The 13,477-nt window shown below is 63.1% G+C and carries 13 protein-coding genes; 4 read left to right on the forward strand and 9 right to left on the reverse strand.

The features are described from left to right. Nucleotides 1–122: 122 nt before the first annotated feature. The 3 genes from ALTERO38_RS19660 to ALTERO38_RS19670 all read right to left on the reverse strand — a co-directional run bounded on the left by ALTERO38_RS19660 (nt 123) and on the right by ALTERO38_RS19670 (nt 3,344). On the reverse strand, nt 123–845 hold the full coding sequence (locus tag ALTERO38_RS19660; protein WP_159969410.1) for a ferritin-like domain-containing protein: 723 nt from the start codon (nt 843–845) through the stop codon (nt 123–125). A 12-nt stretch (nt 846–857) separates the two neighbouring features. Next, nucleotides 858–2,033 (reverse strand): hypothetical protein, encoded by a 1,176-nt coding sequence (locus tag ALTERO38_RS19665; RefSeq protein WP_159969411.1) that lies wholly within the window; start codon nt 2,031–2,033, stop codon nt 858–860. A 252-nt stretch (nt 2,034–2,285) separates the two neighbouring features. After that, the gene (locus ALTERO38_RS19670) at nt 2,286–3,344 is read right to left on the reverse strand and encodes an aminopeptidase (protein ID WP_159969412.1); all 1,059 of its coding nucleotides are present in this window, start codon (nt 3,342–3,344) and stop codon (nt 2,286–2,288) included. A gap of 131 nt (nt 3,345–3,475) precedes the next feature. Here ALTERO38_RS19670 and ALTERO38_RS19675 point away from each other — a divergent pair, with 131 nt between their 5' ends. From ALTERO38_RS19675 to ALTERO38_RS19690, 4 genes are all read left to right on the forward strand, one after another. Continuing rightward, the gene (locus ALTERO38_RS19675) at nt 3,476–3,901 is read left to right on the forward strand and encodes a hypothetical protein (RefSeq protein ID WP_159969413.1); all 426 of its coding nucleotides are present in this window, start codon (nt 3,476–3,478) and stop codon (nt 3,899–3,901) included. Nucleotides 3,902–4,022: 121 nt separating this feature from the next. Then, nucleotides 4,023–4,433, forward strand: coding sequence for a hypothetical protein (locus ALTERO38_RS19680; RefSeq protein ID WP_159969414.1), 411 nt, complete (start codon nt 4,023–4,025; stop codon nt 4,431–4,433). 25 nt (nt 4,434–4,458) lie between these two features. Further along, nucleotides 4,459–5,454: an LLM class flavin-dependent oxidoreductase gene (locus ALTERO38_RS19685; protein WP_159969415.1), complete on the forward strand. Its 996-nt coding sequence runs from the start codon at nt 4,459–4,461 to the stop codon at nt 5,452–5,454. 256 nt (nt 5,455–5,710) lie between these two features. After that, entirely contained in the window at nt 5,711–7,075 is a 1,365-nt protein-coding gene (locus ALTERO38_RS19690; RefSeq protein ID WP_159969416.1) for a sodium:proton antiporter, read from the forward strand. A gap of 68 nt (nt 7,076–7,143) precedes the next feature. Here the strand turns inward: ALTERO38_RS19690 and ALTERO38_RS19695 are convergent, their stop codons facing one another. From ALTERO38_RS19695 to ALTERO38_RS19720, 6 genes are all read right to left on the reverse strand, one after another. Continuing rightward, nucleotides 7,144–7,359 (reverse strand): dodecin, encoded by a 216-nt coding sequence (locus tag ALTERO38_RS19695; protein WP_019341430.1) that lies wholly within the window; start codon nt 7,357–7,359, stop codon nt 7,144–7,146. Nucleotides 7,360–7,644: 285 nt separating this feature from the next. Next, complete coding sequence (locus ALTERO38_RS19700) at nt 7,645–7,860, reverse strand: KTSC domain-containing protein (protein WP_159969417.1); 216 nt, start codon at nt 7,858–7,860, stop codon at nt 7,645–7,647. Further along, nucleotides 7,857–9,656, reverse strand: a complete 1,800-nt coding sequence (locus ALTERO38_RS19705) for an ABC transporter ATP-binding protein (RefSeq protein WP_159969418.1) — start codon at nt 9,654–9,656, stop codon at nt 7,857–7,859. Before ALTERO38_RS19705 ends, ALTERO38_RS19700 begins: the two co-directional genes overlap by 4 nt. Then, nucleotides 9,653–10,807, reverse strand: a complete 1,155-nt coding sequence (locus ALTERO38_RS19710) for a beta-glucosidase (protein WP_159969419.1) — start codon at nt 10,805–10,807, stop codon at nt 9,653–9,655. Before ALTERO38_RS19710 ends, ALTERO38_RS19705 begins: the two co-directional genes overlap by 4 nt. 13 nt (nt 10,808–10,820) lie before the next feature. After that, nucleotides 10,821–12,062, reverse strand: coding sequence for a UDP-galactopyranose mutase (gene glf, locus ALTERO38_RS19715; protein ID WP_159969420.1), 1,242 nt, complete (start codon nt 12,060–12,062; stop codon nt 10,821–10,823). Continuing rightward, on the reverse strand, nt 12,050–13,234 hold the full coding sequence (locus ALTERO38_RS19720) for a glycosyltransferase family 1 protein (RefSeq protein ID WP_159969421.1): 1,185 nt from the start codon (nt 13,232–13,234) through the stop codon (nt 12,050–12,052). The genes glf and ALTERO38_RS19720 overlap by 13 nt, the downstream gene beginning before the upstream one ends. Between the last annotated feature and the right edge of the window lie 243 nt (nt 13,235–13,477).

Consider the following 13,477-nt stretch of genomic DNA (forward strand, 5'->3'; position numbering starts at 1 on the left):
ACCAGAAAGAATAAGAATTCATTTGCTTATGCACTAAAAGCGTTTAATCAGCCGCCTGCTTGTCGTACCCGCAAAAAAAGACGCGCCCGAAGGCGCGCCAAGGTTTGAAGCGCACGCGGTATTCATTGCACCTGGCTGAGCAGGTCCTTGCGCAGGAGCGACTTGATCTTCACCACATGGTCATCTTCCTGCGCCTTGGCCTTGTGGAAGCCCTTGGCGATGCGCGGGTGACCACCGGCCTCGGCCAGCTCGATCAGCAGCTCCCAGGCGGCGTTGTCCTCAAGTTCGAGGGTCAGCAGTGCGTTGATGCCTTGAGCGATGTTGGTGCGCGGATCGGTGAGCACCTGCATCACCCCCATCGACTTGACCCCTACGACGTCGGCAGATGGCGTCTGCGCGGTAGGGTCGGCGCCTAGCGTTTCGATCGCTTCGGCGACGATGTTCATGTGCTCGAACTCTTCGTCACGGATGTGCTGCAGCACCTGGACCAGGTCCGATTGGGCGGTTTCGAGTCCCTTGGCCTTGGCGATCATGGCGTCGTACATGCGCACGCCGCTGCGCTCGAATGCCAGGCGCTCGCCGAGCTTGTCGACCAGCAGTTCAGGGCTCTTGCCCAGCGCCATGTCGAACGTCGACTTGAGCATGCCCTTGGCAGAGCCGGGAACCGGTACCGAACCAATGCGATCGGCTTCTTCGGCGCGGGTTGCGCGCTCCATCATCAGGCCTTTGGAATCGCCCGGCACGTCCGGATGGATTTCGTTGACGGCGTCGAGCAGGCGCTTGGTGTCCTTCGGAGACATCTGCACGCCGGTGAAGTTGGTGCCCAGTTTTGCTGAATTAGCCATGTCCTTCTCTCCTCAAGAAACCTTGCGCATCTGCATAAGTTCGCCGCCCGGCGCCCACTGGTAACCGGCCGATACGATGTTCGACGCGATGCCTTCGGAATTGAGCTGAGCGCGGTAGTCCAGGGAGTTCTGCGGCTCCTGGCTCTTGTCGACGTACTCGGTGCCGCTGGTGCGCAGGTTGACCTCGGCGGCGAGGACCTGACGGACAAACTCACGCTGGCTCTTGAACTCGATCATCTTCGGCAGCGGACCTCCGAGGATTTCCGCTGGATCACGGCGCTCCAGCTTCTTGAAATACTCGCAAGCGATATTCAAATGGCCCAACTCGTAATCGAGGAAGCGTTCCCACATGGCCTTGATGCGCGGGTTGGTTTCCTGCTCGGCGCAGCTGGCGTAGGCATAGACTTCCATCGCCTCGTGCACCAGCCACTTCTCCATGAAGGATTCCTGCGGGTCGGCCAGCGAGCCGTACTGCGTGACATGCTGCTCTTCGACCAAAGCGATCTCGGCATAGAGCTGACGCGCCAGCGGATCGGCGAACAGCGGGCCGATGTTCATGTAGTAATCATGGGTCTGGTACTCGGCTGCAGTAATCATCGCTGCATGGATCTTGGTGATCAGTGCGGCCTGCTCTTTCTCGTAGCTTTCGCGCAGATCATTGTCCGGATGACGATGATGCTCGGAGGTCTGCCGACCCGGCACGATGTCGGTGTAGCCCTGGAGGATGTTGTTCGCATCCTTGCCTTCGAGGCGATCGAGCATCGCCGAATAGCGGTACAGATGATCGAAATCCTCCAGCAGACCGAAGCGATAGGTCTGCGCCTGATAAGGATCGGGCTCGGTCTGGGCAACCGCGGCTGTCACCTCGATGGCGACCTGCTCGTAGGCGACAGTGGTTTCCAGCGGCGAATGGTCGGCGGAGATCAGCCAGTTGACCATGGTCGCCTGATGCTGCTCGACGCGACGGATCTCGGCGAGCGGGCCGCGCAGCTGGCCGGTGATGCGGGCGATGCCGTGCTTGAGGCGCAGCGCATCGGTTTCGATCCCGTTCATCAGGATGATCCGCACGCGGGTAAAAGCGTCGTCATCCAGCTTGCTGATCGGCTTGCCCGCCATCTCTTTCCAGGTGAACTTTTGCTTCTCAAGGGGCGTGCCCTTGTTATCGAGGATGCCGGTTAGGTTATCCATGGAGCCTCCGTTTAAACGGCTTGTATTGGCTGGACGTACACATTCGTACGGCCAAATCACGGGTCAGGCTGGGCTGACGGTCTAGAAAATGGACGGAGGCAAGCGGAAAACAATTCCGTGAAATCTGGTGCGAACATGCAAGGACTCGACAAGCGGCAGCGCCCAACCCCTTCGAACAGGCTCCGATTCAGCGCAGCGTGAGCAGCCGCGACGCCTTGCCGCATCGCGCTTCAAACGAAGCGGCGAGCGGTTTCAGCGGAGCGCGTCCAGTTGCCGTTTCCGCTCGTCGGCAGGCAGGCGACCCAAGGAGGCCACCGCGGCATAGAAGCGCGACCAATCGCCGCCGACCTGCTCATGTAACGCGGCGAAGGCAGGCACCCATTGGTCGTAGAGGCCAAACGGAACCAGGCTGGCATTGTTCAGCGGCTGGTTCATCCAGCGATCGAAGCGGTCGTCGCCTTTCCACGGGCCGCCGCGCAGCTGCAGATAGGTCTGCCGCATGCGCATGAACTCGTCACGTTTGGCAGCGCGCATTGCGGACTCGCTCAGGTCGGACGCGTAAATCACGGCCAATCGATCGCGGGTCGCCAGGGCCAGTTTGCTGAAGTCGGCGTAATGCTTGCGCGCGGTCTCGTTCGGCGCTGGCAGGCCACGGCTGGCACGCCACTGCCGCAGCCCTTCGCGCTCGACAAAGGAAGCGAAGGACTCGTTGAACGCCGTGTCGTCAGCGACATACAGCTGCTGGTGCGCCAGCTCGTGGAAGATCAACCCGGCCAGGCGATCATCATCCCAGCGCAGCATCGAGCTGAGCAGCGGATCGGCGAACCAACCCAGGGTCGAATAGGCCGGTACGCCGGACACCAGCGTGTCGTAGCCCTCGGCTTGCATCAGCGCCGCGGCGCCGCGAGCGCGGCCCTGCTGGTAGTAGCCGCGATAGGCCACACAACCGGCTATCGGAAAGCACTGGGTCCGCTGCTCCACCGAAAACTCCTCGGCGACGAACAGATTCCACATCACATACGGCCGCTGGATCTCGGCGTAGACCCGATAACTCTGGTTGTCCGGTAGTGCCAGCGCATCGCTGGCGAAGCCTCTGGCCTGCAGGGCAAGGGCCAGTCGCTGGCGCAACTGCGGCGCGCGTTGCGGATCGTCGACGATTGCCACAATGGGCTCGCGCTGGCGCAGCAGCTCGAGCTGACCGACCGCCAGTTGCCCGTAATAGCTGCTGCAACCAGTCAGACCCACCGCCAGCAGCAGGGGAACCCAGCGCAATATTCGGTTGTCGACTGCGGCGATTTTCGGCTTCGACATGAACACACGCTGACCTGTCTGCTGGCCCCACGGGGCGATGCGCTGAGCCTACAACGAGTTCGAAGCCCACCCAAACACCGAACATGCCGGTGCCAAATCGCCAGGCCGCTACCGATCGGAGATCCAGTTACATGCGAATCCTGATGCTTGTTGTTGCGCTATCCAGCCTTGGCGGCTGCGCCTTGTGGATGCCCCAGCCCGATCCGAACCAGGCCTGGATCGAGCTTGATCCCCACGGAGAAACCGAATTGATGGCCGTGGCGGTCGATGAGCGACCGCTGAAGGATGATCGCTACTTTCAGGTCGCCCCCGGCAGCCATCAGCTGGGTATGCGCTATCGCTTCGAAGTCGGCCCGGCCGATGTGGGTCGTGACAGCGAAGCGCTGGCACGTGACTGCCGCCTGACCCTCAGTTATGACAGCTTCAACGCCGGCGCCCGCTATCGACTGGTGGCCGGCGGCTACGGTTTCCGCCCCTGGGCCAAGCTGTACGACCAGCATGACCGCATGCTGGCCAAGGCCACCGAGCGCGGCTGCGGCGGGGTCGCGACCCGCTAGCGTTTCGGTAGTGAACCGTTCTGTCGCGGTGCAGTCGTTGAAAAAGAGCCCCAGGTGGCTCAGGCTCATTGGCTGACCGCGACAGCAGAGGCTGATCCTGCGGTTATCCGGAGGACTCATCATGCGTCTGTTCATCGCTCCATTGCTGGCGCTCGGCCTGATCGGCTGTGCCGGCCCCCTGCCTGCACCTGATCCGGACATGGCCTGGGTCGAGCTGAGCGCTCAACCCAGCGACATCTTCATGTCCGACCAACTGGACGGCGAGCGCACGCCAGACGGTCGCTATTTCCAGGTCAGCCCCGGTGCGCATGAACTCGAGGCACGCTACGAATTCGAAATCAGTAGCGGTGGCTTCGGCGATTTCGGCGATACCCAGTACCTGCGCTGCACCCTGGTGATCAACTACGACGATTTCCAGCCCGGGCGGCGCTATCTGTTCCAGGCCCGCTCGCTGGGCTTCACCCCACAAGGCTGGCTGCGCGACGAAGACCGTAATGTCCTGGCGCGTGCCGAGGCCGAGCACTGCTACTGAGCAGCCGTCAGCACAGAGGTAGACGATGTCCCGTATCGAACACACCCGTTTCTCCACCCTCGACCTCGCGCCGATCCGCGATGACGGCGATGCCGGTCTGGCCCTGCGCAACTCGCTGGCGCTGGCCCAGCACGTGGAGAAGCTAGGCTTCGAGCGCTTCTGGGTCGCCGAGCACCACAACATGGACGGCATCGCCAGCGCCGCCACGTCCGTGCTGATCGGCTATCTGGCGTCCGGCACGTCGCGGATTCGCCTGGGCGCTGGCGGCGTCATGTTGCCCAACCATGCGCCGCTGGTGGTCGCCGAACAGTTCGGCACGCTGGAAGCGCTCTATCCCGGGCGAATCGAGCTGGGTCTGGGTCGCGCGCCGGGCGCCGATCAATTCACCGCACACGCCTTGCGCCGCGACCGCATGGGCAATGCCGATGACTTTCCGGCCGATGTGGAAGAACTGCAGATGCTGCTCGGCCCGCGCCAGCCCAATCAGCGGGTCATCGCCATGCCAGGCATGGGCAGCAACGTGCCGATCTGGTTGCTCGGCTCGAGCCTGTTCAGCGCCCAGCTGGCGGCGGCCAAGGGCTTGCCTTACGCCTTCGCCTCGCATTTCGCGCCGCGCTACATGCATGAGGCGATTCGTCTATATCGCGAGAACTTCCGCCCGTCCGAGGTGCTGGACAAGCCCTACGTGATGCTCGGCGTGCCGCTGATGGCCGCCGATACCGACGAGCAGGCCGAATACCTGGCCACCACCGCCTACCAGCGCATCCTTGCCCTGATCCGTGGCCAGAGCCTGGTGCTGGTGCCACCGGTCACCAGCATGCAGGGCAAGTGGCTGCCCCATGAGCAGGACGCTGTCGGCAGCTTCCTCGGCATGGCCCTGATTGGCGGGCCGGAAAAAATCCGCGCGCGGCTGGAGATCCTTCTGGAGCAGACAAGCGCCGATGAACTGATCTTTACCTGCGACCTCTACGAAACCACCGACCGCCACCGCGCCTTCGACATCCTCGCCGGGTTGCGTTGACCTAAAGAGCGCATCGAGGCGATACCCATCGCTCCGAACACTCTGCGACAACATTCCACAGCAAAGTCTTGTAAGCGCGACGCAAGCGCACAGCTCTGCGACGGCCTCTCAACGAGGCTCGCACCCTGTGTCCTTTGCGCGCCTGGGCCAGCGGCCGCCCCGCTCGACGAACGCAGCTGAACCCCGTCCAGCCGCGTCGATCAAACCAACAGCTTATGCGTACTTCGGCGCGTCACGCTTGTTTGCGGAAGACTGAATGAATTTTCTTGAATGGATGGCCGTGCTCGGCATCCTGCTGTTGATCCTCGCCCTGGCATCGGCCTACCTGCGCTGGCTGCCGGTCACTACCTCATTGATCTATCTGGGCTTCGGTCTGCTCATCGGCCAGCTCGGCGTCGGCTTGTGGGAGATGGAGTTCATTCACATCGCCAGCTGGATGGAGCACCTCACCGAAATCGCGGTGCTGGTGTCCCTGTTCGTCAGCGGTCTCAAACTGCGCATGCCGCTGGGTCATGCGGCCTGGAAAGGCGCCTACATTCTCGCCGGCCCGGTGATGCTCGCCTGCATCGCGGGTGTTGCCGCACTCTGCCATTACCTGCTCGGGCTCAGCTGGGGCATCTCAGTGTTGATCGGTGCCATCCTTGCCCCCACGGACCCCGTGCTCGCCAGCCTGGTGCAGGTGAGCAACTCACGCGACAGTGATCACGTGCGCTATGGCCTGTCCGGCGAAGCCGGGTTCAACGATGGCACGGCCTTCCCTTTCGTAGTGTTCGGTTTGCTGCTGATCGAACAGGAAACCATGGCCACCGGCTGGGTCAGCGAATGGGCGTTGCATCGACTGGTCTGGGCCGTGCCGGCCGGGTTGGGCTTTGGCTATCTGCTCGGGCGGTTGATCGGCAGGCTGGCGATCTTCCTGCGCGCTCGGCACGCTGATACGTCCATGTCGCCGAACGATTCGCTGGCGCTGGCGCTGATCGCCCTGGCCTACGTTGGCGCCGAGCTGATCGGCGCCTGGGGCTTTCTTGCGGTATTCGCGGCCGGGCTGGGGCTGCGCCACGCGGAAAAAGACGCCGCGGACGAATCGGAAACGCCGTCCGAGGAGCTGATCGCCCACGCCGTGCCGCATATGGCAGAGGGCGGCATGATGCCACGCGAACTGCCGCTCGAAAGCGACAAGATCGCCGAGCCCAAGGTCGCGGCCGGGGTCATGGTGGGCGACATTCTGACCTTCGGCGGCCAGCTGGAGCGCAGCCTGGAAGTGCTGCTGGTGACCATTCTCGGCGTGTTGGTCTCGGTGCACTGGGACTGGCGCGCGGTGCCTCTGGCGCTGGCGCTGTTCGTGGTGATCCGGCCGCTCAGTGTGTGGCTGTTGATACCGCACCGCTATCTGGACCGGAACCAGCGCCTGACCGTCGGCTGGTTCGGCATTCGGGGAATCGGCAGCCTGTACTACCTGAGCTACGCGGTCACCCACGGCCTGTTGCCGGAAGAGGCCGAAGCGATCATTCCGCTGGTGATCTCAGTGGTGGTGTTGAGCATCGTCGCGCACGGGCTGAGTACTCAACCATTGCTCCGACGTTACGAACGCAGCCGCGGCCAGTCGCCGACGGATCATGCCTGACACGGCGCGGCAGGCAGGCTCCCAGGCAGCTGGCTGAACAGCCGCTGCCGGGCCGCCTGGACGGCAGATCAGCTGTTCGCGAGGCGGAAGCCGACCTTCATGGTGACCTGGAAATGGCCGACCTTGCCGTTTTCGACGTGGCCGCGAATCTCGCCCACTTCGAACCACTCGACGTTCTGCAGCTTGCTGCTGGCTTCAGCGATACCGTTCTGAATCGCTTCATCGACGCTGTTGCGCGAAGAACCGACGATTTCAATCTTCTTGTACGTGTGATGGTCTGACATGCGTTGTCCCCTTGTGGTCTGTGGAGCCTCCGCTCGGTAATGAAGCGTCCTGTCCAATTGAGGCCCGTGCAGCAGGCCGGAAGTTCAGCGCAACGGCTCAATGGAGCCATCGATAAGCCAATTGGATAGCGTTTCATCGGCGTACCCGTTCGATGAGCGCTTGCGATCTGAAACAAGCGCCGGTTAGAGCGGCGGCTGGACATAGGGTGGGCCTCAGCCCACCCGACAAGCTCAACGACCCGGCAGCCTAAAGCCACGGTTAAAACTGCGCCCGCACTCTCGCGCTCAATCAATGCGCCGATACGGATACTGCTGCGCCTTGAACACCTGGTTGAAATAGCGCCCAAGGGAATCGGCCTCCAGCAACGCCTGCACCACCTCGGCAGGCACCTGCTCGTAGCGGTACTGCGAGCCGTTGTGAAACTCCACCTCCAGCGCTTTCGCATCCAGGTCATAACCCAGCGCGCGCAGACTGGTCGACTTCACCGCGACCCGTTTCATAGCGCCGGATCGGGCTCATGCTTGAAGCCCTCCGCCTGCATCTTCCACAAGGCGTCGAAAGCACCGCCGCGGCTGCGCAGCTCCATCGGTGCGCCGTCTTCGATGATCAGTCCGTTGCGCAGCACGATGATCCGGTCGAAGCCTGCCAGCGTCGACAGCCGGTGCGCGACGGCCACCACGGTGCGGTTGTGCACCAGGCTGTTCAGCGCCGCCTGGATCTCCCCTTCCGACTGGGTATCCAGCGCCGAAGTCGCCTCATCGAGGATGAGAATGGGCGCGTCCTTGAGAAAGGCGCGGGCGATACCCAGCCGCTGGCGCTGCCCACCGGAGAGCATTACGCCGCGCTCGCCGACCAGCGTCTCGTAACCCTGCGGCAGCTCGCGGATGAAGGCATCGCAAAAGGCGTGACGGGCCGCTTCCACCACGTCCTCATCGCTGGCCTCAGGGCGCCCATAGCGAATGTTCTCGCGGATCGACCGGTTGAACAGCGCCGTTTCCTGCGGCACCACGGCGATCCGTTCGCGCAGGCTGTTCTGGCTAACGGAGCGGAGATCCTGACCATCGATGAGGATGCGCCCTGCATGCACATCGTCCAGGCGTTGCAGCAGCTGGATCAGCGTCGATTTGCCCGCACCGGACGGACCGACCACTCCGACCTTCTGCCCCGCCGGAATATGCAGGTTGAGGTGCTCGAAGATCATGCCGCGCTTGGGGTAGCCGAAACTGATGTCGTCGAAGGTGATGTCACCCTCGGCCAGCATCAGCTGGGTTTCCGGATCGTCCAGGCCGTGCGGTTGGACGATGATGCGCAGGGTGTCGTCGATGGCGCCGATCTGCTGAGTGGTGTCCACCAGCGCCAGCGCCAGATCCCGTGAGCCGTGGAGGATGCGGAAGGTCAACGCGCTGACCAGCACCACGTCACCGGCGGTCACCGAACCGTTCACCCACAGGCTGATCGCCCAGACCAGCATGCCCCCGGCCATCAGCGACAGGCAGATGTCGTGGATAACGCGGGCCTTTTCCAGGTACATCCAGCTGCGCCGCTGGGCCTTGGCCTCGTAGCCGATCTCGTTGGCGAGGCGTTCCGCTTCACGGTCACGTGCGGAAAACGCCTTGATGGTCCAGACATTGGAGACCGCATCCACCAGCTCGCCGCCGACCCGTGCCGATTGCGCGGCGAAACGCTGATGCTTGGTGCGGCCACGAATGCCGAAGCCGGTGATCAGTGCCGCGACGATGGCAACGAACAGGACCAACGCAACGGCCATGCGCCAATCGACAGTCAGCAGCACCACCACCGCGCCAATGAAGTCGACGATGGGCGGCACAATCTTCCAGGCCAGACCGCCGTAGATCGCCCCTGCCGCGGCTCCCAGGGCTGAGATACGGTTGCCCAGCGAACCGGCGAAGTGCTCGGTGAAGTAACGCATCGGATGGCCGGTCAGGTGCTTGAACAGGTCGACCCGGATGTCCACCACGCTCGCCACCACCGTGCGGCAACCGAGCCAGCCGCCGAGACGCCAGAAGATGTTTTCAACCACGATCAGGCCGATGAACAGCCCCAGTGGAAACCATACGTCCGCCGCGCCCCGGTTGGCGCTGCCTTGCGCCATGGCGTCGACCAGCAGCTTCATGCCGTACTGCACCGCCACCGCGCAGCTTGCCGCACCGACGATCAGCAGCAACAGTCCGCCGAAATGCCAGGGCCGTACGCAGACGTAGTGCCACAGGAAGGCCACCGGGCGATCCGGCAAGAGCGGCATCCGCGGCGGTGTGCGCAGTGCCGGCGCGTTCATGGCAAGGCGTTGGCGAGGTTTGAAACCGGATTCGAGTGACTGAAGCGCGCCTGCTGCAGCCGCAGCTCATCGGCCAACCCCTCATGCACACGGCGGTTTCCGGCTTCGTCCGGGAAGCCCAGCAGCCCCACCGGGCAGTGGCGGTCGTCGGTCCAGCCTGGGTAATCCAGCACCGGATACAGGCAGATGCCTTCTACCGGCACGCCACGCTGCATCGCCAGGCCGGCCTGCTCGCTGACATAGCGCAACCAGTCGCCGCGCACATCGCCTTCGGCGCCGGTTTCAGCGATCAGAATCGGCCGTTTATAGCGCTGCGAGATCTCACTGAGAATGCCTTTGAAAGGCCGATAGTCGGGGCTGTCCCGGCCGATGGTGTTGCCTTCGCCGTGATACCACTGGTTGTCGGGGTAGTAATTCACGCCGAGCACGTCGAGGTACTCCGGCGCTCCGCCGAGGCCCGGCCAGAGTTCGCCGCAAAGCATGTCCCAGGCTTCGAACTGCGATTGGCGGTAGCGCTCGGCCTCACGCTGCGGACCGGGCCGGTCATTCGGCGCAACGACGTGAATGGCCGGCTCGACCTGAATAAAGCGCGCCCGCGGCTCGACCTCCCGGATCGCCTGCATCGCGGCGATGGTGGCGCGGACCAGCTGGTGCTTCAACTCGAAACCACGGCCGCGCGCCATCGGGTTGAAGTAGGCCTCGTCGCCGCCAGCCCAGGACCAGAACGAGATCTCGTTCAGTGGCGCATAGATCGGCACCGTATCGGTCTCGTCCTTGATCAGCTGCGCCGCCGCGCCCGCATAGTGGGCAAAGCGCTCGACGAACTGCGGCCGCCAGATGTCGATGTCGTCCGGCCAGCCGTAATGACACAGGTCCCAGATCACCTGGAGGCGCTGACGCTCGGCCGCCTGCAGCATCGGCAGAAAGCTCGACCAGTCGTAGCGGCCTGCTGACGTTTCGATCAGGTGCCAGCGCAGGCCGTCCCGCACCGTTTTCAGACCGTGCCGCTGCAGTACGGCGTAATCATGGGCGGCCCAGCGGTCATGCCCCGTGGCGGCCAGCAGGTCGAGGCGTCGCCCATCACTGCGGCGGTGGCTCGAACATTCGAAACCGCCGAGAAAAAAGCTCTGAAACAGGCTTGGCTGATGCATCCGTGTCTTTCTCTCAGAGAGCCTGTTCGGCCAGGGACTGGCTGTGCGCCGACTTGTCGTTAGCGGCAGGGCGAGGCTCGGCTTCCTCGATGCGCTTGTACAGCGCCAGCGCCTGCCCCACCACCTGATCCATGTTGTAGTACTTGTAGGTGCCAAGCCGGCCGACGAAGGTCACGCCGGGCGTCTGGTCCGCCAGCTGCTGGTAACGCTTGTACAGCTCGGCGTTCTCCGGTCGCGGAATTGGATAATAGGGATCGCCCTCGGCCGAGGGGTATTCGTAGGTGATGCTGGTCTTCGGGTGCACCTGACCGGTGAGGTGCTTGTATTCGCTGATGCGCGTGTAAGGCACGTCCTCGCTGGGGTAGTTGACCGTGCCGACCGCCTGGAACTGTTCCTGCTCCAACTGCTTGTGCTCGAACTTCAGCGAGCGGTACGGCAGCTTGCCGAAGCGGTAGTCGAAGTACTCATCGATCGGGCCGCAGAAGATCAGATGGTCATGCTGAATCTCGTCACGGATTTCGCGATAGTCCGTATTGATCATTACCTTGATGTTCGGGTGCGCCAGCATCTTCTCAAACATCTTGGTGTAGCCATGCTTGGGCATCTGCTGGAAGCTGTCGGTGAAGTAGCGGTCGTCATTGTTGGTGCGCGTGGGGATGCGCGCGGTCACTGATTTGTCCAGCTGTGACGGGTCCAGCCCCCACTGCTTGCGGGTGTAACCGCGGAAAAACTTCAGGTACAGCTCGCGGCCGATGCCGTTGATCACCACGTCCTCACTGGTCTGGATGTCGTCCACCGGCTCGGCGCGGCTGGAGAGGAAATCCGCCGCTTCCTGCTCGGTGGTCATGTTTAGGCCGTAGAGCTTGTTCAGCGTGGTCAAGTTGATCGGGATCGGCACCTGCTGCCCGTCCACCTGCGCCAGCACGCGATGCTCGTACGGGCGCCACTCGGTGAACTGCGAGAGGTAATCGACGATGCGCTGGGCATTGGTGTGGAAGATGTGCGGCCCGTAGCGGTGGATCAGCACGCCGGCTTCGTCGTAATGATCGTATGCATTGCCGCCGATGTGCGGGCGCCGGTCGACCACCAGCACACGCTTGTTAAGCCCGGCCGCCAGCCGTTCGGCCAGCACGCTGCCGGCGAAACCGGCGCCGACGATCAGATAGTCGAAGCCGCGCCGACCATTGGTTGAGCCTTCGCTGGCGCCGCCGCCTGCCATCTCTGGGTTGCTGTCTCGCAGGCTTACATCGCGCATTGCATCTTTTCCTTCATCAACGCCCAGGTATGGTCCCAGGACATGTCGCCGAGAATCTCGTCAGCGGTTTTCAGCAGACGGTCGCGGTCCTCGCCATCGGCCAGGGCCTTGTCCACCGCGTCGATGAACGAATCAGGCGTGTCGGCGATATGGACAATCTCGGTATCGCCGTAGGTGCGCACCACGTCCTTGATCGGCGTAGACACCACCGGACAGCCGCCGGCCAGGTATTCGGGCGTCTTGGTCGGGCTGATGAAACGAGTCGACTCGTTCATCGCAAACGGCATGATCGCCACGTCCCAGCCGGACAGATATTTGGGCAACTCGTCGTACGTCTTGCCGCCTAGATAATGGATGTTGTCGCGCTGCGGCAGGTCGGCCGGGTCGATTTTTACCACCGGCCCGACCAGCACGAAATGCCAGTCCGGCCGCTGCTCGGCGACACGGGCGACCAGCTCGATATCGAAGCGCTCATCGATAACGCCGTAGAAGCCCAGCCGTGGATGCGGAATCTCGGCCTGGTCCTCGGGGTCGGCCTGGGTCCGCCGCGCCTCGGCAAAATGTGCCACGTCGACGCTGCTGGGAAAGGCGAAGGCGTTGTCGTGCAACGTGCGCTTGGCTTCCCAGAGGCTGTAGCCACCGGTAAACACCAGATCGGCGCGCTCGAGCAGCTCGCGCTCGCGCTGCACCAGCTCGGGCGGCGCGCCGCGGAAGGCCGAGAGTTCGTCCATGCAGTCATAGACGATGAGCCTGGGCTTCAGGTGGCCGGCATAACCCAGCGCCATCGGCGTGTAGTACCAGAGCATCAACTCATTGACGCCGAGCTTTTCCAGATAACCGTCGAGCAGGTCGCGCTGCACGCGCAACGCCGTCTCGCCCTCGCAGCCCTTGGGCAAACGTGGAATCAGCACCTGAACATCGTTCTCCTCGGGCCGCACCTCCAGCCAGGGCTGGGCGTCCTCGGTGGGCATCGGCTCTTCGGCATACAGCACGTTGAAGTCCCGCGCGAACCGCGACATCAGATGCTGGGGTCGCTGATAGACGAAGCGCCAGCGCAGGTGCGAGAGACACAGCAAGGTTGGCACCTGCTCGTCGAACACGACTTCCGGTGGCGTCGCTTGTTTCTCGGGGGATTTGCCAATTTCGTATTGGTAGGGGCCGGCCCAACTCATGGAAACCTCGTCAAGGGTGGCAATGCCCTCCAGAGTCCTTTCTGCCGCATCGCATTAGCCTGCGCAGCCCGCGCAAAGCAAAACCTGAAGCGCTCAATCGTCGACCATCCTGCAAGCGCTGCCCGCCGGCTATGGACGGCCGCCAATGAGCCAAGGTTCCCGATGCCCGACCGGAGAGGTTGGTCATCGGCTGACTGCCGCTTCGTTGGAACTTGCTCGCAGCTTCACCCGTCCCTATCCCAG

The sequence above is a fragment of the Pseudomonas sp. 9Ag genome (assembly GCF_902506445.1).
GTDB lineage: Bacteria > Pseudomonadota > Gammaproteobacteria > Pseudomonadales > Pseudomonadaceae > Stutzerimonas > Stutzerimonas stutzeri_AB.